We start from the raw sequence: 20298 nt of genomic DNA, 5'->3' as shown, positions 1-20298 counted from the left end.
AACAACTTTATGAAAACAAATCTTAGTTCTCAAATCAGTCTCCACCGGGTCTCCCCCAGATACTACAGACCGGAGAATGCATTTGAAAAATCAGTCTTGACAAGACTCGAGAAAATCCCTACGGACATCTACGAATCCGTAGAAGAAGGTGCTAACTATATTGCGCGCGAAATAGCACAAACCATACGCGAAAAACAAAAGGCAGGACGTTTCTGTGTATTGGCACTTCCCGGAGGTGACTCACCCAGCCACGTATATACCGAACTTATCCGTATGCATAAGGAAGAGGGACTTAGCTTCCGCAATGTGATCGTATTTAATATGTATGAGTATTATCCGTTGTCTCCCGATGCAATCAACAGCAACTTCAACGCTTTGAAGAGTATGTTGCTGGACCACATCGACATTGACAAGCAGAATATATTCACTCCCGATGGAAGCATTGCCAAAGATACTATCTTTGAATATTGCCGCCTGTATGAACAACGCATTGAAAGCTTCGGAGGTATTGATATTGCTTTGTTAGGTATCGGTCGTGTAGGTAACATTGCGTTCAACGAACCGGGTTCCCGACTGAACTCTACCACTCGTCTGATTTTGTTGGATAACGCATCACGCAATGAGGCATCCAAGATTTTCGGAACGTTGGATAATACTCCGATCAGTTCTATTACAATGGGAGTAGCCACTATTCTTGGTGCAAAGAAAGTGTATCTGCTTGCCTGGGGTGAGAATAAAGCAGCTATGATTAAAGAATGTGTGGAAGGTGCGATCACTGACACAATTCCTGCTTCTTACCTGCAAACTCACAACAATGCGCATGTAGCTCTCGATCTTTCGGCAGCCATGAACTTAACACGTATCCAACGTCCTTGGTTAGTCACTTCCTGCGAATGGAACGATAAGTTAATCCGTAGCGCTATTGTTTGGCTGTGTCAGCTGACCGGCAAACCGATTCTGAAATTGACCAATAAAGATTATAACGAAAACGGGTTAAGTGAGCTTCTGGCACTTTATGGTTCTGCATACAATGTAAATATCAAAATTTTCAATGATTTGCAGCACACCATTACCGGATGGCCGGGTGGCAAGCCCAATGCTGATGATACCTATCGTCCGGAACGCGCAAAACCATATCCGAAACGCGTAATCATCTTCTCTCCGCATCCGGATGATGATGTTATTTCCATGGGTGGTACACTTCGCCGTTTGGTAGAGCAGAAACACGAAGTACACGTAGCTTACGAAACTTCCGGTAATATCGCTGTAGGTGACGAGGAAGTAGTTCGTTTCATGCATTTCATCAATGGATTCAACCAACTCTTCAATAACAGTGAAGACTTGGTTATCAATGAAAAATATACAGAAATACGCAATTTCTTGAAAGAGAAGAAAGACGGTGATATGGACAGCCGTGATATTCTGACTATCAAAGGTCTGATTCGTCGTGGTGAAGCCCGTACGGCTTGTACTTATAATAATATACCGTTGGAACGTTGCCATTTCCTTGATCTGCCATTCTATGAAACAGGTAAGATTCAGAAAAACCCGATCAGTGAAGCAGACGTAGAAATTGTACGCAACTTGCTCCGTGAAATAAAACCTCACCAAATTTTCGTTGCAGGTGACCTAGCCGACCCACATGGAACTCACCGTGTATGTACAGACGCTGTATTTGCTGCTGTCGATCTTGAAAAAGAAGAAGGTGCCAAATGGCTGAAAGACTGTCGTATCTGGATGTACCGTGGTGCGTGGGCTGAATGGGAAATCGAGAATATTGAAATGGCAGTGCCTATCAGTCCGGAAGAACTTCGTGCAAAACGTAACTCTATCCTGAAACATCAGTCGCAAATGGAAAGTGCTCCGTTCCTGGGTAACGACGAACGTTTGTTCTGGCAACGTAGCGAAGATCGTAACCGTGGTACAGCTACTTTGTACGATCAGTTGGGACTGGCTTCTTACGAAGCAATGGAAGCATTTGTAGAATATGTTCCATTATAAGAGTAATCATTCTTAATTAAGAGAATATAAAACAATGAAAGAAGAGTGGGAAGTTTCGATACTTCTCGCTCTTTTTTGTTTATTTTTGCAGGAGAATTCACCACAGAGGAAAGGAGGACACAGAGTTATTATGAACAACCATTTTATATCGCTATATCGCTTCATAGATTTAACCTCTGTGTCCTCCTTTCCTCTGTGGTGAAAATGAAAATAAAAGCATTGAATGATGAAAAAGATAATAGTGTTTCTTCTATGCCTCATTATAGGCGCAAACTACCTTTTCGCTCAAGACATTGAAAGAAATGTAAAAGAGCGGCTGACGGATTACTTCAACCAATATACCGCAACAGCCAAAATCAGCACTCCTAAACTGAATAGCTTCGATATTAATTACGACCGTAAGACGATTGCAATCTATGCATCGGAGAGCTTCGCCTATCAGCCTTTCCGACTGGAAACTGTAGAAAACATTTATAATCAAGTAAAAGAGTTGCTTCCGGGTCCCGTTCATTATTACCAGCTTACCATTTATGCGGATGGGAAACCCATTGAAGATTTGGTACCTAATTTCTACCGGAATAAGAAAAAGGATAAAGAGCGGTTATCCTTAAATGTAGATTATAAAGGAGCTCCCTGGGTGAAAAACACTTCACGTCCTAATGAGATCTCACGCGGACTACAAGACCGCCACATTGCAATCTGGCAAAGCCACGGCAACTATTTCAAAAATGACAAAAACGAATGGGGATGGCAACGTCCCCGATTATTCTGCACCACAGAAGATATGTTCACTCAATCTTTTGTCCTTCCTTATGTAATTCCAATGCTGGAAAATGCAGGAGCGATTGTCTATACTCCCCGCGAACGGGATACACAAAAGAATGAAATCATTGTAGATAATGATACTCCCAACGCTTCTCTTTATTTGGAAGTGGGTGGTAAAAAGACTAATTGGACAAATGCTCCGGTAAGAGGATTTGCTCAAAAGAAAACAATCTATAAAGAGGAAGAAAATCCTTTCACTGACGGGACCTGTCGTTTTATTCCAACAGAGAAAAAGAAAAAGAAGAATAAAGACCAGGTATTTGCCGAATGGGTGCCTACTCTACCGGCAACAGGCAAATATGCAGTTTATGTTTCCTACCAGACATTACCCAACAGTGTAAGCGACGCCAAATATCTGGTATTTCATAACGGTGGAGTTACCGAATTCAAAGTAAACCAAAAGATAGGTGGAGGCACATGGGTTTATCTCGGCACTTTTGAATTCGATAAAGGGAACAACGACTACGGCATGGTGGTTCTTAGCAACGAGAGCAGCGAACATGGAGTTGTATGTGCCGATGCAGTACGTTTTGGGGGAGGAATGGGTAATATTGCCCGTGGAGGAAGAATCAGTGGGCTACCGCGTTACTTGGAAGGAGCACGCTACTCTGCTCAATGGGCGGGAATGCCATACGAAGTATATGCCGGACGAAAAGGTGAAAACGACTATATAGACGATATTAACACACGCTCTAACGTTATCAATTATTTATCGGGCAGTTCCGTCTATAACCCACAACAGTCGGGTCTGGGCGTACCTTTGGAAATGACGATGGCATTGCACAGTGACGCCGGATGCAGCAAAACAGACGAACTGATCGGATCACTCGGCATTTACACCACCGATTTCAATAATGGCAAACTGAATGCAGGAACAGACCGGTATGCCTCACGTGATCTGGCAGACATTCTGCTGACACAGATTCAGAAAGATATTTATTCAAGCTACAGCTTGCCGTGGACACGCCGCAGCATGTGGAACCGGAATTATAGTGAAACACGTCTTCCGGCTACGCCTTCTACAATTATTGAACTACTCTCCCACCAGAACTTCGCAGATATGCAGTTAGGACATGATCCGAACTTTAAATTTACAGTGGGACGTGCCATCTACAAAGGAATTTTGCAATTCATTACCAGCCAGCATGATAAAGAATACATCGTTCAGCCTCTGCCTGTGAGCAATTTCGCCATTCAATTCGGAAAGAAAAAGAATACATTAGAACTTTCATGGAAAGGCGAAGACGATCCGCAAGAACCGACTGCACGACCACGGGAATACATTGTATATACCCGCATCGGTTATGGAGGTTTTGACAATGGCACTTTAGTCAGCAAAACGTCCCATACCGTTAAGATAGAACCGGGACTCGTTTATTCATTCAAGGTAACTGCTGTAAACCGGGGCGGGGAAAGTTTTCCTTCTGAAATCCTCTCCGCTTATAAAGCCAAACGTGAACAGGGAAAAGTAATCATCATCAATGGCTTTGACAGAATCAGCGGTCCGGCGGTCGTTAACACTTCTGAAAAAGCCGGATTCGATCTAATGCAAGATCCCGGCGTTCCGTATATATCGAATATTTCATTTTGCGGAGCACAAACCAGTTTCGACCGTACACAAGCCGGTAAAGAAGGAAAAGGAAGTCTGGGGCATAGTGGAAACGAATTAGAAGGAATGAAAATTGCAGGAAACACGTTCGACTATCCTTTTATTCACGGAAAAGCGATTCAGGCAGCCGGAAAATATAGCTTCGTATCATGCAGCGACGAAGCGGTAGAGAACGGATTAGTTACGTTAGAAGATTATCCGGTGGTAGATTATATTTTGGGACTGGAAAAAGAAGATCCTGCAAGTAAAGCATATTACAAGACATTCTCTTCGGCTATGCAACGGATTATGACCAGCTATTGCCAAGCGGGAGGTAACCTGTTTGTCAGCGGTGCTTATGTAGGAAGTGATATGAGTGGAACACAAGGAAACCGGGAATTTACGGAGAAGATACTGAAGTATGGTTATCAAGGTAGCCTGACGGATAAAAGTTCGAATCAGATTAAAGGATTGGGCCGTACTATTACAATCCCACGTCTGCCTAATGAAAGCAGCTATGCTGTGCCTGCTGCGGATTGTATTGTTCCCGTAGATACTGCCTTCCCCGTATTTACGTATGCACCCGGCAATCAGAGTGCAGGTATTGCCTACAAAGGAAACTACCGTACTTTTGTATTGGGCTTTCCTTTTGAAAGCATCCAGTCCGAAGCGGACCGGGCAACCATTATGGCAGGCATCCTGGGATTCTTTACTCAAAAATAAAAAATATCCTTTTTTTTAATCCGTTTTTCATTTTAAATTCTATCTTTGCTACTATAATAACCTTTAAAACTAAAAAACAATGTATACTATACAAGCAAATCCCAGCGGTACACGCAGCATAGAAGTATCTAATGAAAATTTGAGAACGATTGAAAAATATGCTCTGTTCCGTCATCTTATCGACAGTACCGGTATTGTAGATGAAGCAGTTTTGGATAAGTTGAAACTTAATGTCCGTTCCCTTATCGCCAGCCAGGAGGAAGATAGCAAAGACTTGCTGGACCTTTGTATCGACGTGATTTATCACAATAATATGAAGGCATTCGGCTTGCAACAGCTCATCAAGCTCTATCTTACCTGGCTCTCCAGTCCGGAAGCGGAAGAAGAGGAGGAATAATGATTACGGTAGATACCTGCGGAATAACAGCATACAGTCCGCTGATTCCTGCAATAAAAGCGATGTGCACTGCCTCTCCGGGTGAAACGATAGAGATTATCATGAACCATGCCGATGCGTTTCAGGATCTAAAGGAATATCTGTCCGAGCAAGGTATTGGTTTCCGTGAAATCTATGACGGTGAACAAATGACATTACAGTTCACAATCAACGGGAAGTTAAAAAAATATCCTAATAATTGAAAGAAAACATCCTAATGAACGAAGTGAAACATCTCAATGAATAAAAAAATCATTGGGATGTTTTTTATTATCCGTATCTTTGCGGCATGAAAGAATATCGATTGACCGACTGGTTACCCACTACTAAGAAAGAAGTAGAACTTCGAGGATGGAATGAATTGGATGTCATTCTATTCAGTGCTGATGCATATGTGGATCATCCTTCTTTTGGTGCTGCCGTTATCGGACGCATTCTCGAAGCGGAAGGTTTGAAAATAGCCATCGTTCCCCAACCTAACTGGCGTGACGACCTGCGTGACTTCAGGAAGTTGGGACGTCCACGGCTATTCTTCGGTATCTCCGGCGGATGCATGGACTCGATGGTTAATAAATATACCGCCAACAAACGACTACGCAGCGAAGACGCCTATACTCCGGACGGCCGACCGGATATGCGTCCGGAATATCCTTCCACGGTTTATAGCCAGATACTAAAGAAACTCTTTCCGGATGTTCCGGTAGTCATCGGAGGAATCGAAGCCAGTTTAAGACGGTTGAGCCATTACGATTATTGGCAGGACAAAGTGCAAAAGAGTATTTTGTGCGACAGCGGGGCAGATCTGCTCATTTACGGAATGGGGGAAAAGCCTCTTGCAGACCTGGTGAAGAATATGAAAAGTCTGCTCACCGCTGAAGAACCTGTACTGACAAGCAGCAAATTCAGAACAATTATCGGTTCTGTACCCCAAACAGCCTATCTTTGTCGTGCAACAGAATGGACATCTGCGGAAGATGACCTTCAACTTTATTCACACGAAGAATGTCTGGCAGATAAAAAGAAACAGGCTAGTAATTTCCGACATATCGAAGAAGAATCCAATAAATATTCGGCTTCACGAATCACACAAGCAGTAGGAAATAAGATAGTAGTTGTCAATCCTCCCTATCCTCCGATGAGCCAGAAAGACCTCGATCATTCGTTTGATCTACCATATACCCGCCTGCCTCATCCAAAATATAAAGGGAAACGGATTCCGGCATACGATATGATTAAATTTTCCATCAACATTCACCGAGGATGTTTTGGTGGCTGTGCATTCTGCACCATTTCCGCCCATCAGGGAAAGTTTATTGTCAGCCGAAGCAAAGAGTCTATACTGAAAGAGGTAAAAGAGGTTATTCAGTTACCCGATTTCAAAGGATATTTAAGTGATTTGGGAGGTCCTTCCGCTAATATGTATCAGATGAAAGGGAAAGAGGAAGCTATTTGCAAGAAATGCAAACGACCGTCATGTATTCATCCGAAAGTTTGTCCGAATCTAAATACCGATCACCGCCCTCTACTGGATATTTACCATGCTGTAGATGCCTTGCCCGGAATCAAAAAATCGTTTATCGGTAGCGGTGTACGCTATGACCTGTTACTTCATCAAAGCAAAGATGAAGCTATCAACCGTAGCACTGCCGAGTATACCCGCGAATTAATAGTCAATCATGTGAGTGGCCGGTTAAAAGTAGCTCCGGAACACACCAGTGACCGGGTATTATCCGTAATGCGCAAACCTTCTTTTGAGCAATTTGAAACATTCAAGAAGATATTCGACCGTATCAACCGAGAAGAGAATCTGCGTCAGCAACTGATTCCGTATTTTATCTCTTCGCATCCCGGATGCAACGAAGAAGATATGGCGGAGCTTGCCGTTATCACTAAACGTCTGGACTTCCACCTGGAACAAGTACAGGACTTCACTCCTACTCCGATGACAGTGGCTACCGAAGCTTGGTACACCGGATTCCACCCATATACTTTAGAACCGATATTCAGTGCTAAAACTCAACGGGAAAAACTTGCTCAACGGCAATTCTTTTTCTGGTATAAACCGGAAGAACGAAAGAATATCATCAATGAGTTGAGACGTATCGGACGTTCAGATTTGATAGACAAGTTATACGGAAAAGGAAAGGACATGGAAAGAGGGAAAGGAAAAAGATAGAATGAAATAAATTATAAATCAAGCATAAGGCATGATTATGAATCAATTATAACTTGTGATTCTATTGGCTACTTTTAAGTTAGCGCTCTCCAATTGATATATATTTGATTACCTAGTAAGTTTTCGTTTGACTATAGTCAAACGATAGTTCAATTATTGTCGGGCGTTAGTTCAACTTAAGTCAAACGAAAACTCATTAGGCAATCGAAAAAATAATATAGGTAAGAGAAAGAAATAAAAGCTACATAGTGATGAGTTGTTGCCAATAATAGCATCTTCAACTCATTTATGCTTCCTTTACCGGCAAAGCCACAATCTCCTGCAACACACTGACTGCCGTTTCCACATTAGTAACATCCTTAATCAGCATACTCCGTCTGCCGTTCTGTTCACGCAAATCACAACGACGGGTATATTTCATCATATAGTCTATCACTTTACCAAAAGCCTTACTTTGATAGAACGGACTATCCGGATTGGAAACAAAGAACAAGGTCATCCGCCCACCTTTCAGGAAGATTTTCTCTGCACCCAAACGGGCTGCAAGACGGCGTAGAGGCACAATACGGAGTAGTTCTTCCGTTTCCCGGGGAACCGGTCCGAAGCGGTCTTCCAGACGAGCACGGAAAGCTTCCACATCTTTGTCCAATGTCAGTCCATCCAGTTCACGATATAGCAACATGCGTTCGCTGCTGCCAGTTACGTAGTTGGCGGGCAATAATAGTTCGAGGTCGCTTTCTACCTGACACTCGTCTACAAACTCTTCTCCACTAATTTGACCTTCGCCTTTGATTTCATCCGCATACAACTCTGCAAACTCATCTGTCTTCAACTCATGGACAGCTTCGGTCAGAATTTTCTGATATGTCTCATATCCCAAATCGGCAACAAATCCGCTTTGTTCGGCTCCAAGCAGATTTCCGGCTCCACGAATATCCAAATCCTGCATGGCAATATGAATACCACTTCCCAAATCACTAAAGTTTTCAATCGCTTGAAGACGTCGCCTTCCTTCGGCTGTCAAACTACCCAACGGAGGAGCCAGCAGATAACAAAAAGCTTTCTTGTTGCTACGTCCTACCCGTCCACGCATCTGATGGAGATCACTCAATCCAAAGTTTTGCGCCTGATTGATAATGATAGTGTTGGCATTCGGAATATCAATACCACTTTCGATGATTGTAGTTGCCAAGAGTACATCATAGTCGTAGTTGACAAAATCCAGAATAATCTTCTCCAGCTCTGTCGGTTCCATCTGTCCATGTCCAATTGCTACACGGCAATCCGGGATATGACGTTCGATCATCGCTTTCAATTCCGGCAAGTTCGCAATCCGGTTATTGACAAAGAAGACTTGACCGTTGCGGCTCATCTCAAAATTGATGGCATCCGTTATCACTTCTTCATTAAAAGTATGCACTTCGGTCTGAATCGGATAGCGGTTGGGTGGCGGAGTAGAAATCACACTCAAGTCGCGTGCACCCATCAATGAAAATTGAAGGGTACGGGGAATTGGAGTAGCAGTCATCGTCAGTGTATCCACATTTACTTTCAACTGACGCAGCTTTTCTTTGACAGAGACTCCAAATTTCTGCTCTTCGTCCACAATCAACAATCCCAAGTCTTTAAACTGGACATCTTTTCCCAAGATACGGTGGGTACCTATCAGAATACCGACATCTCCCTCTTTCAATCCTTTCAATACAGCTTTGGTTTGTGCGGCAGTACGTGCGCGGCTTAAATACTCCACCCGGCACGGTAACCCTTTCAGACGCTCACGGAAAGTCTGAAAATGCTGGTAAGCAAGCACTGTTGTCGGAACCAAAACGGCTACTTGTTTATTATCGGCAACGGCTTTGAAAGCCGCACGGACCGCTACCTCGGTTTTTCCAAATCCTACATCTCCGCAGACCAGACGATCCATCGGACGGTCACTTTCCATATCCGCCTTGACATCAATCGTCGCCTTGCTCTGATCCGGTGTATCTTCATAAATAAAGGATGCTTCCAACTCACGCTGCAAGAAACTATCGGGACTATAAGAGAAACCTTTTTCCTGACGACGCTGCGAATACAATTTAATCAAATCGCGGGCAATATCCTTGATTTTACTCTTCGTACGTTCTTTCAGTTTCTCCCATGCACCTGTACCTAATTTGTTAAGGCGGGGAGCCTCTCCTTCTTTACCTTTATATTTGGAAACCTTATGCAGGGAATGAATAGAAACGAACACCACATCTTCATTTTGAAACACCAGTTTCAAAACCTCTTGCGTAGTATCACCATTCGGAATACGTACCAAGCCGGAAAAACGTCCGATACCATGATCCGTATGCACCACATAGTCTCCCGGAGTGAACTGATTCAGTTCTTTCAAAGATAGTGCCACTTTTCCCGAACGGGCTTTATCACTTTTCAGATTATATTTATGGAAACGATCAAACAACTGATGGTCTGTGAAGATACAGAGCTGCAGTGTGTTATCTACAAAACCTTCGTGAATAGTACGTTCTACGGGAGTAAAATTAATCTTATCACCCCGATCTTCAAAAATCGCTTTGATACGATCTGTTTGCTTCGTGCTGTCACTACAGATATAAAGCGAATAGCCTTTTTCCAGATAATCCTTGAAAGAAGAAGCTACCAGATCGAAATTCTTATGAAAGATAGGCTGGGCAGATGTATTGAAAGTAACACTGACATTGGGCGTTCCGGTCGGTTTATTACCAAATTCCAACCGGCGGAAATCGAGTGCCCGTACAGTAAACTCACTACCGTCTATCAATTTCCCTTCCAATGTAATGCCACCATTCTCTTCGGCCTCCTGAACGGCTATTGCCTGTGGCGTCAGCGCCTCATCATGTACTACCTGGATTCGCTCGCGCAACCAAAGAAAATCGCGCATCGCCAAGGTAGTCTCTTTCGGAATGAAATCCAGAAAAGAAGTCGTTACATCACCTGTCACCGCCAAATCGGGAACAATAGACACTCCATCTTTCTTCTCACGGGATAATTGAGACTCCACTTCAAAGGTACGGACACTTTCCACTTCATCACCAAAGAAATCGATGCGATAAGGATATTCCGAAGCAAAAGAGAAAACGTCGATAATACTACCGCGAACAGCATATTGTCCCGGTTCATATACGTAGTCTACATATTCAAAACCATAACTATGCAACACATCGGTGATGAAAGTGGTATCCACTTTCTCTCCTACATTCAGCTTCAGCGTTTTATTACTCAATTCCTTGCGCGACACCACTTTCTCCGCCAATGCATCCGGATACGTAACGATACATAATCCCTCTTCCCCCTTTTGCAAGCGGCTAAGTACTTCTGTGCGCAAAATCTCATTGGCCGCATCTTTTTGTCCATACTTGATGGAGCGACGGAATGAAGATGGAAAGAACAAGACTCTTTCCGTACCTAATATCTGCGTCAAGTCGTGATAGAAATATCCGGCTTCTTCAAGATCACCTAAAATAAATACAAACGGGCAACCACCCTCTTGCACCAGTACAGAAGAAAAAAGAGAAGCGGCGGATGCACACAGTCCTCCGCAAAAAACAGTCTGAACGGAAGTGTCCTTCAACAAGCGCTTCATTACTGCCATATTGGGGTGGGCAGCATATTGTTGTTGCAACTCAGTTATTGTCATACCTATAAAATTTCCCCGCAAAATTACAAAAAAGATTGGGAGTATACACCCAAAGAACAGAAGTATTATAATAAGGTATCTGCCGGACATTACTTAGATGTGGGGCGAGTGCTGTTAAACCGTGGGCTAAACATCCGTGAGCCGTGGGATGAGCACTGCTAAGGCGTGGGCTTACCCCAAGCGAGGTGCGGGCTTAGTTCCGACAACATGCCGTCTTATTCCGAATGGGGGTATGAAACACGTTAAATTTTCCTTAGTTCAGCTATAACTAAAGGAAAAGAACTACTTTTGTTTCTAAATTTTATAGTATCTATATGCAGACATCGGATAGCATTGTAATTATCCCCACCTATAATGAACGGGAGAACATAGAAAATATCATCCGTGCCGTTTTCGGCCTTCCCCAAGTATTCCATATTCTGGTCATAGAAGACGGCTCTCCGGACGGGACGGCAGCCATCGTAAGAAAACTGCAACAAGAATTTCCCGAACGGCTTTTTATGATTGAACGTAAAGGAAAACTGGGACTGGGCACTGCCTACATTACCGGATTTAAATGGGCACTAGAGCACGCATACGAGTATATTTTTGAAATGGATGCAGACTTCAGTCATAATCCGAATGATTTACCCCGTTTGTATCAGGCTTGTTCGGAACAAGGAGGAGATGTATCTATCGGTTCCCGTTATGTCAGTGGAGTGAATGTAGTGAATTGGCCGATGGGACGGGTATTGATGTCATACTTCGCCTCTAAATATGTGCGGTTTATCACCGGAATACCTGTACATGACACCACTGCCGGATTTGTTTGCTACCGGCGTCAGGTATTGGAAACGATCGATTTAGATCATATTCGTTTTAAAGGATATGCCTTTCAGATTGAAATGAAATTCACTGCATCCAAGTGTGGTTTCAAAATCATCGAAGTTCCCGTTATCTTCATTAATCGTGAATTAGGGACTTCTAAAATGAATAGCAGCATCTTTGGAGAAGCCATATTTGGTGTGATAAAATTAAAAGTAAATAGTTGGTTCCATAAATTCCCACAAAAGAAATGAAACGTACACTGATTCAAAATGCCGTTATTGTCAACGAAGGAAGAAAAGTTCTGGGTTCAGTAGTAATCGAGAATGAAAAGATAGCCGAAATATGGGTCGGTGAAGAAAACGCAACTGCCCCCTATGACGAGATAATAGACGCAACCGGATGTTATCTTTTGCCGGGTGCCATCGACGAACATGTGCATTTCCGCGATCCCGGACTGACTCATAAGGCAGATATCACCACAGAAAGTCGTGCTGCGGCAGCAGGAGGTGTCACCTCTATCATGGATATGCCCAATACCAATCCGCAAACTACTACATTGGAGGCTTTGGAAGAAAAATTTATTCTGTTGGGTGAAAAGTCGGCTGTCAACTATTCCTGCTATTTCGGAGCAACGAATAATAACTATACCCAGTTTGCACAACTGGATAAACACCGGGTTTGTGGAGTGAAGTTATTTATGGGGTCAAGCACCGGCAATATGCTGGTAGACCGGATGGCCAGTCTGCGTAATATATTCGGTGGAACTGATCTGCTCATCGCTGCTCATTGCGAAGATCAGGGAATTATCAAAGAAAATACGGATAAATATAAGAAAGAATACGGAGACGATGTACCTTTGGCTCTTCATCCGCTCCTTCGTTCGGAAGAGGCTTGCTATCGTTCATCCGAACTGGCAGTGCAGTTGGCACGTGAGACAAACGCCCGCCTGCACATCATGCATATTTCCACAGCTAAAGAGTTGAGCCTGTTTTCTAATGTACCTTTGGTACAAAAAAGATCACGGCAGAAGCCTGTGTTTCTCATCTGCTCTTTACGGAAGAGGACTATCAGACACTGGGTGCCCGCATCAAATGCAACCCTGCCATTAAGACAGCGCAAGACCGGAAAGCTTTGCAAGAGGCTGTCAATAGCGGTTTGATTGATGCCATTGCCACAGATCATGCCCCACACTTACTTAGCGAAAAAGAAGGCGGTGCCTTAAAAGCAATGTCCGGAATGCCGATGATTCAGTTCTCACTCGTCAGCATGTTGGAGTTGACAGAAAAAGGAGTGTTTACTATCGAAAAAGTAGTAGAAAAGATGGCTCATGCTCCTGCGCAGATGTATGAAATACAAAACAGAGGATTCATTCGCAAAGGCTATCAGGCTGACTTGGTATTAGTCCGTCCCGGAAGCGAATGGACGGTAACAACCGATTGTATTCTAAGCAAATGCAAATGGAGTCCATTAGAGGGACACACATTCGACTGGAAAGTAGAGAAAACATTTGTAAACGGACATCTGTTATATAACAACGGAGAAATAGACGAGACTTATCGCGGACAGGAATTGTTCTTTGAGCGATAAATAATATTTCAGGCACGGATTACACGGATTTATTTCACGGTTTTTAGAAATATGACTATATAAAACAACAGCGTAATCCGTGTAATCCGTGCCTAAGAACATCAATATCCTGAAGGAAATCTTGCCTGGCACTACGTTACCGCCATTAAACTCCTATTTAATTGCATAATTTATGATTTTATCTTATAAAATACATACAGTCACTCCCTACATCAACTGGATTTACTTTTTTCCACGCATGGGGTTTCCAACCGCGTTTTGCAGCCATCGCCAACATTCACGGATGTGATGCCTGCCGTGCTTCGTGGCTGACAACTTTCCCGGAAGAAGAGCGTAATAAAGCTTCCGAAGCAATGCAGCTATTCAAAGAAGCCAATCGGATGCTCGATCTGCTTGACCGGGATTATGAAGTAAAGACCATCTTCAAGCTTTGCAAGGCAAACTCTGACGGGGATAACCTGATTATTGAGAAAGAAAAAGACCGGTTCATCACCTTTCCTTTACTGCGCCAACAAACGCCGAAAAGAGATGGTAGTCCTTTTCTTTGTCTAAGCGACTTTATCCGTCCGATTTCTTCCGGCATCCCGGATACCATCGGTGCTTTTGCTTCTTCCATTGATGCGGACATGGAAGGATTGTACGAACAGGATCCTTATAAACACCTGCTTGTCCAAACTCTCTCCGACCGACTGGCAGAAGCAGCAACAGAAAAGATGCATGAATATGTACGCAAAGAAGCATGGGGATATGCCAAAGACGAGAATTTAGGCATAGCGGATTTACTGGTCGAGAAATATCAAGGCATCCGACCTGCTGTCGGCTACCCGTCCTTACCGGATCAATCTGTCAACTTCCTGTTGGATGAACTATTGGATATGAAGCAAATAGGCATTTCACTAACCGAAAACGGAGCTATGTACCCGCACGCTTCTGTTTGCGGACTTATGTTCGCGCATCCTGCTTCCGAATACTTCTCCGTCGGAAAGATTGGACAAGACCAACTCGAAGATTATGCCCGCCGCCGGGGAAAAAGCATCGAAGAAATGTGTAAGTTTCTGGCAGCCAATCTTCAATAGTCCTTATTCTCCTGTGATTTTTCTCCTTTTCTCACGACTAACTAACCAGAAAAGTAATCATAGACTCCATGAGAGAACAAACAACAGAGGTCAGCGCCCCTATTGAGCAAGAGTTTTTGTCGGTGATCCGCGAATATGAACGGGTGATCTATAAGGTATGCTATCTGTATGCCAATCCCAATGCTCCTCTCAATGATCTGTATCAGGATGTGGTATTGAACCTTTGGAAAGCCTATCCTAAATTCAGAAAAGAATGTAAGGTTTCCACCTGGATTTACCGTATTGCCCTCAACACCTGTATCAGCTTCTATCGTAAAGAAAAGAATGTGCCGGAAATAGTCAGCCTCACCAAAGATACCGACTGGGCCATAGAAGCACACGACCCGATCAACGAAATGCTGAAACAGCTCTATCAGATGATCAACCAACTGGGACAACTCGACAAATCAATTATCCTGCTTTATCTCGAAGACAAAAGTTACGAGGAAATAGCAGAAATCACCGGACTGACGGTTACCAATGTAGCGACCAAACTAAGTCGTATCAAAGACAAACTTAAAAGAATGAAAAAGGAGGAATAAGATATATGGAACTGGAAGAACTGAAAAAATCTTGGAATGCCCTGGATGAACACTTGAAAGACAAAAAGTTCATTAAAGAAGAAGAGCTTGAAAAGCTGATAAGGCATGCGGACAAAGGTATCCACGCCATTGCCAGCCTGAACATCAAGCTTATTCTGATTTCTCTGCCGATACTGATCTTATTTTTAGCGGAGGTACTGTTGCACAACAGATTGAACCCGATCTATATCATTATCATTTTCGCATGGATTCCTGCTCTTTGCTGGGATATCGTCACCACCCGTTTCCTCCAACGGACACAAATAGACGAGATGCCTTTGGTAGAAGTAATCAGCCGCGTGAACCGTATCCATCGATGGACCATCAGGGAACGATTGATTGCTATTGCCTTCCTCCTAGTCCTGGCTATACTTTCATTTATCTACTGGCAAGTGTGGCAATATGGAATGGGTATGATAGTTTTCTTCATCCTGTTATGGGGCGGAGGACTAGGCCTGATCTTATGGATTTACCGCAAGAAGTTCTTAAATCGTATCCACGAAATCAAGAAGAATTTAAGCGAACTGAACGAATTAATGTAAAAGAATCTAAGCTGAATAATTCATATACAGTAGGCTAAGGAGTGTGCTTACCCCACCACGGTAAGCACGCTTTTTCCATTCACTTTTTTATGTACCTGCACCTGAACAGAAATCCGTTCACTCATCTCCTGCACATGAGAGATGACTCCTATTTTCCGTCCCTGCATCTGTAATTGCTCCAATGCTTCCATGGCTGTACGCAAACTTTCCGCATCCAAAGAGCCGAAACCTTCGTCAATAAAAAGAGATTCAACTTTCAGATTATTACTTGACAAGGAAGACAAACCTAAAGCTAGTGCCAAAGAAATCAGGAACGATTCACCTCCGGAAAGAGAGTATACAGTCCGTATTTCATCACACATATCGCAATCTATTACCTGAAGTGCCAACGTATCGGGCACCTGTTGTAGCTTATAACGTTTAGAGAGATAAGATAAATGTTTATTGGCATGAAGCAGCAGCAAATTCAAAGTGTAACTTTGAGCAATCACTTTAAATTTCGCCCCATCCGCACTGCCAATCAGTTTATTCAATTTTGCCCAACGTTCGGCAACCGTCTGTTTCTCTGCCAGTTCCTTCGCAATCTGTTCCACAGTCAGTTTATTCTTTGCTTGTTGTAGCAGGCGGGCTTCCATGGTAGAAAGGGCACGTTCGACATTCATATTTTCTTCTTGTTGCTTCTTTATTATTTCGGGAAGCAGTTCGGGAGACTCTATCTTTTTATACTGTTCCTGCAACTCTCCTATAGCCAGTGCAATTTGCTTCATCTCTCCTTGCAAACCGGAGAGCCGGTTGTGTACCGCCTCTACTTCTTTACGCGCTTTCTCCAAAGCGAGATTCAGCTCTTTCTCTCTTTTTGCTACGACAGCTTCCGCTTCCATCCGCACTTTTTCCTTTCAATAGCTGCGAACGTTCCTGACGAAGCACATTCAGCGCTTTTTCTATCACTTCAAATCTCTTTAGCTCGGCCGAAGCAGCATTCTGTAAAATTACCAGCTGTTCTTTGGCTGACGATACTTTCTGCATAGCCAAACGACAGAGAGAAACATTCTCACGGAGGGCTTCACAATGTGCACGCATCTTTTTAATTTCTTCATCGCCGCGCTGCCATTCTGCGTAAAGATTGCGATATTCCAAAATACGTTCTGCCAGTTCCGCCAAACGATGTTGTATCTGCTCTTCGTTTCCGGCTTCAATCCCTGCTTTATATAATGTTGCCAACTGTTCTCCGATTTGTCCGTCCACCGTTTTTTGATGTGCCAAATCACGTTGCAGGGCAATGCTCCGGTTATTCATCTGCTGACAGTTGGCTGCTGCTGCATTATACTCCTGCTCTATACTCCGGAAAAGAGTATCTACCACCTCCTGCCCCTGATGATAAGGATGCGCTGTGCTTCCGCAAACCGGACAAGCCTCCCCTTGCTGTAATTGTCGGCGCAATGCTTTTACATCTTTTCCCACTGCCATACGTGCATTTTCGTAAAGACGTTGAGTAACTTTCAATGCGGTTTCTTGCTCCGTCAATTGTTTCAGACAATCGGCCACTTCTTTCTCCAGCCTTTCTATTTCCGTCTTTGCTTTCGTCTGCGTTTCCGTTAATTGCCGGATATTCTGCTGACGAGTCAACTCTTTTTGCAACTTCACCTGTTCTTCGGCCAATAACGGATATCCGAAAGAATTTAAGCGCAATAAACGTTCCTCATTCGTACTTGTAGCGGCAGCCAGTTTGCTTTCTTCTTGCCGTAGAATCTCTTCCACCTGTTCAAGTTGCAGTGCTTCTTCTATCCCTACATGGCTTAATAAGCGGTTCAGAGAAGAATAAGACACCTGTAATTGTTCCGCAGCCACCCGCATTTTTTGTTCCTGCTCCGCCACCTGCCTATTAGCCGCCTGTAAAATCTGCTGCGACTGTGTATAACTGCTTTGCTGTGATTGTATCTGTACATCCAATTGACGTGCTTTCTTCAAGTCCGGCTGTATGGCCTCCCATTGTGCCTTAAAATGCACCAATCCTTCCTCTTGGGAAGCTAATGCACCCTGCAGTACTTTCTCCCTGGCCTGTTCCTCCTGTTCTTCCTGCAGCTTTTTCTTCCAAAGTTCTTCCTGTATTTTTAATGAACGAACCACATTCAGTTGTTCATTCTGTTCTGCCAGCAGTTTAATCCCTACTGCACGCTTTTCAGTCGATAGTTCTTTCTCTTTTTGCAGAGCAAGCAGCTCTTCTTCCGGCATCAGTTCGATCACATTCATTCGATTCTGAATCAAGGTCACCTCTTCTTGTGCCGCCTTATTCCGGGCATAAACCTCTTGAGAAATCCGGGAATAAACACCGGTTCCTGTCAACTTCTCCAGTAATTCTGCTTTCGCCGCCCCTTTTGATTTCAGAAATGTAGCAAAATCATTTTGTGCCAATAATACTGTACGGGTAAACTGTTCATACGTCAGGCCAACCAACTCCACCAACTGAATCAACAACTCTTTCTTGGTACCTTGAAATTCTTTCTCCGTATCCAATTCTTTCACTTCCAGCGTTTGTGGCTGCAAAGAACCGTTTATCTTGTTTCTTGTCCGCCTCACCGACCAACGAGAGCGGTAACGCCGTCCGTCAATACCTAAGAAATCGACTTCCGCATAACCGTCACTTGTCCCCCGGCGCAACAAATTTCTAACATCAGACTGATTAATCTGATTATCTCCCACATCTGCCAGGTTCACATTTTCCACTGAAGTAGCGAAGCGGGGAGCCTTATCATACAATGCCAGACATAAGGCATCTAATAAAGTAGACTTACCTGCACCGGTAGGTCCTGAAATGGCAAATATACCTGCAGAATGTAATGGTTCTGCCATAAAATCCACTTCTACCGTCCCTTCTATCGAGGTCAGATTCTTCAATCGTATAGCTAGTATTTTCATTCTTCTTCCTCCTCTTCTTTACGGGTAGCAGCCAAATAGGCCTCTTCAAACAAACCTGTCAGTTCTACAGGCATTTCCACCTGATAAATCTTCTCAAAGGCAGACTGTGCAATCTGTAAGGGAGACATCTCCTGCAACCCCCTCTTCCAGTTTTCATTTTCTTTCACCGTATTTCCGATATCAGTGTGATAGGTAGAAACAATACGCGCCAACCGATAGTTTTTATCTGCCAGTGCCTCTTCAATCTCCTGTCGAAGCATGGGTTCCGGTTCCTCCAACAATACCTTTACTTCCAGATATGGAGCTACGGCTTCTGTCTCGGGTAGTTCCTTCAAGGCTTTCAAGATAGCTTCCGGTGAGACGGGTTCTCCATTCGGCACACTCACCAAAGGTATTAATTTCGGGCATTCCAACCGTTCAATATCCACCGCACAGCCTCCGTCGAAAGTCACCATCACGACTCCATGATGATAATGTTTCTCGGCAAAAGACATCGGAATGGGGCTTCCGGCATATCTCACATTCTCTCTTCCGGACACTCGCTGCGCTTTATGTATATGTCCTAATGCCGTATAAGCTATCTGTTCGGAAAAAGCTTCCGGAGATACACACTCCAACCCGCCAATCACGGTACGCTCGCTATAATCCTTCTCTGCAATCTCCGATCCTGTGGCCTGCAAATGACCGATGGCAAGAATCGCCTGATTCTCCGTCCTTCGCTTCCATAATCTTTGCAAAAGTTGTGCATAAAGTTCGCGAACTCCTTCCGCATACGGATTACCTTCCGTTTGCACGGCCGGATAATCTCCCTGACGCAGAAAAGGAACTGCCATGCAAAGCAATTCTACTTCCCCTTGCCGGTTCTTCAGTTCTACAGTCAGATGGTCATAATCGATCTCTCCGCCTTCGAGCTTGCGAACTACCCCTCTGACTTCCGTCCGCATAGCTTGCAACAGAGGCAAAGGAGCTTCCAGGCGTGCTGCCGAATCATGGTTGCCGGCAACAATGACAATCTGCAAATACGGATTCTCTGCTGTCACCCGATAAATAAACTGATAATACATGCTTTGGGATGCAGCGGAAGGGTTGGAAACATCAAAAACATCTCCGGCTATAATCAATGCATCAATCTCTTTCTGACGAATTTCTTCTGCCAGCCAATTCAGGAATACTTTATGTTCTTCCGTGCGATCATAACCAAAAAAGGTTTGTCCTAGATGCCAGTCGGCAGTATGCAATATACGTATCATAATTTTGTAACTATCTCTAATAACAAGAGGCAAAAATAACACAATCGAAAAGATTATATCACATCTGCCCCTCTTTTTTACCAATAATCA

9 protein-coding genes and 4 pseudogenes are annotated in these 20298 nt (G+C 43.7%); 9 read left to right on the top strand and 4 right to left on the bottom strand.

Annotated elements, in window-relative coordinates:
- Window positions 1–9 precede the first annotated feature (9 nt).
- The 5 genes from NXV01_RS14450 to NXV01_RS14430 all read left to right on the top strand — a co-directional run bounded on the left by NXV01_RS14450 (window position 10) and on the right by NXV01_RS14430 (window position 7749).
- The gene (locus NXV01_RS14450; RefSeq protein WP_074556431.1) at window positions 10–2001 is read left to right on the top strand and encodes a glucosamine-6-phosphate deaminase; all 1992 of its coding nucleotides are present in this window, start codon (window positions 10–12) and stop codon (window positions 1999–2001) included.
- Between the two features lie 226 nt (window positions 2002–2227).
- On the top strand, window positions 2228–5137 hold the full coding sequence (locus NXV01_RS14445) for a xanthan lyase (RefSeq protein WP_259022740.1): 2910 nt from the start codon (window positions 2228–2230) through the stop codon (window positions 5135–5137).
- A gap of 79 nt (window positions 5138–5216) precedes the next feature.
- On the top strand, window positions 5217–5534 hold the full coding sequence (locus NXV01_RS14440; RefSeq protein ID WP_074556429.1) for a hypothetical protein: 318 nt from the start codon (window positions 5217–5219) through the stop codon (window positions 5532–5534).
- Entirely contained in the window at window positions 5534–5776 is a 243-nt protein-coding gene (locus NXV01_RS14435) for a sulfurtransferase TusA family protein (protein ID WP_074556428.1), read from the top strand. Before NXV01_RS14440 ends, NXV01_RS14435 begins: the two co-directional genes overlap by 1 nt.
- 86 nt (window positions 5777–5862) lie before the next feature.
- Entirely contained in the window at window positions 5863–7749 is a 1887-nt protein-coding gene (locus NXV01_RS14430) for a YgiQ family radical SAM protein (RefSeq protein ID WP_259022739.1), read from the top strand.
- A 286-nt stretch (window positions 7750–8035) separates the two neighbouring features.
- On the opposite strand, the gene mfd is transcribed toward NXV01_RS14430, so the two are convergent.
- Window positions 8036–11410 (bottom strand): transcription-repair coupling factor, encoded by a 3375-nt coding sequence (gene mfd, locus NXV01_RS14425; RefSeq protein ID WP_217721530.1) that lies wholly within the window; start codon window positions 11408–11410, stop codon window positions 8036–8038.
- Between the two features lie 314 nt (window positions 11411–11724).
- Here mfd and NXV01_RS14420 point away from each other — a divergent pair, with 314 nt between their 5' ends.
- The 4 genes and pseudogenes from NXV01_RS14420 to NXV01_RS14405 all read left to right on the top strand — a co-directional run bounded on the left by NXV01_RS14420 (window position 11725) and on the right by NXV01_RS14405 (window position 15461).
- A complete protein-coding gene (locus tag NXV01_RS14420; protein WP_148366176.1) occupies window positions 11725–12468 on the top strand; it encodes a polyprenol monophosphomannose synthase in 744 nt (247 codons plus the stop codon).
- Window positions 12465–13804, top strand: a pseudogene (locus NXV01_RS14415) (dihydroorotase). Before NXV01_RS14420 ends, NXV01_RS14415 begins: the two are co-directional and overlap by 4 nt.
- Before the next feature lie 172 nt (window positions 13805–13976).
- A pseudogene (locus NXV01_RS14410) lies at window positions 13977–14880 on the top strand (vitamin B12 dependent-methionine synthase activation domain-containing protein).
- A 68-nt stretch (window positions 14881–14948) separates the two neighbouring features.
- Complete coding sequence (locus NXV01_RS14405) at window positions 14949–15461, top strand: RNA polymerase sigma factor (RefSeq protein ID WP_074637383.1); 513 nt, start codon at window positions 14949–14951, stop codon at window positions 15459–15461.
- Between the two features lie 72 nt (window positions 15462–15533).
- Here the strand turns inward: NXV01_RS14405 and NXV01_RS26055 are convergent.
- The 3 genes and pseudogenes from NXV01_RS26055 to NXV01_RS14390 all read right to left on the bottom strand — a co-directional run.
- Window positions 15534–15578, bottom strand: a pseudogene (locus NXV01_RS26055) (hypothetical protein); the annotation flags it as partial.
- A gap of 511 nt (window positions 15579–16089) precedes the next feature.
- Window positions 16090–18958: pseudogene (locus NXV01_RS14395) on the bottom strand (AAA family ATPase).
- On the bottom strand, window positions 18955–20208 hold the full coding sequence (locus NXV01_RS14390) for an exonuclease SbcCD subunit D (RefSeq protein WP_148366167.1): 1254 nt from the start codon (window positions 20206–20208) through the stop codon (window positions 18955–18957). Before NXV01_RS14390 ends, NXV01_RS14395 begins: the two are co-directional and overlap by 4 nt.
- Window positions 20209–20298: the final 90 nt, after the last annotated feature.

The sequence above is a fragment of the Bacteroides sp. BFG-606 genome (genome assembly GCF_024788145.1).
Classification (GTDB): domain Bacteria; phylum Bacteroidota; class Bacteroidia; order Bacteroidales; family Bacteroidaceae; genus Bacteroides; species Bacteroides vicugnae.
This window is presented reverse-complemented; position numbering and strand designations above follow the sequence as displayed.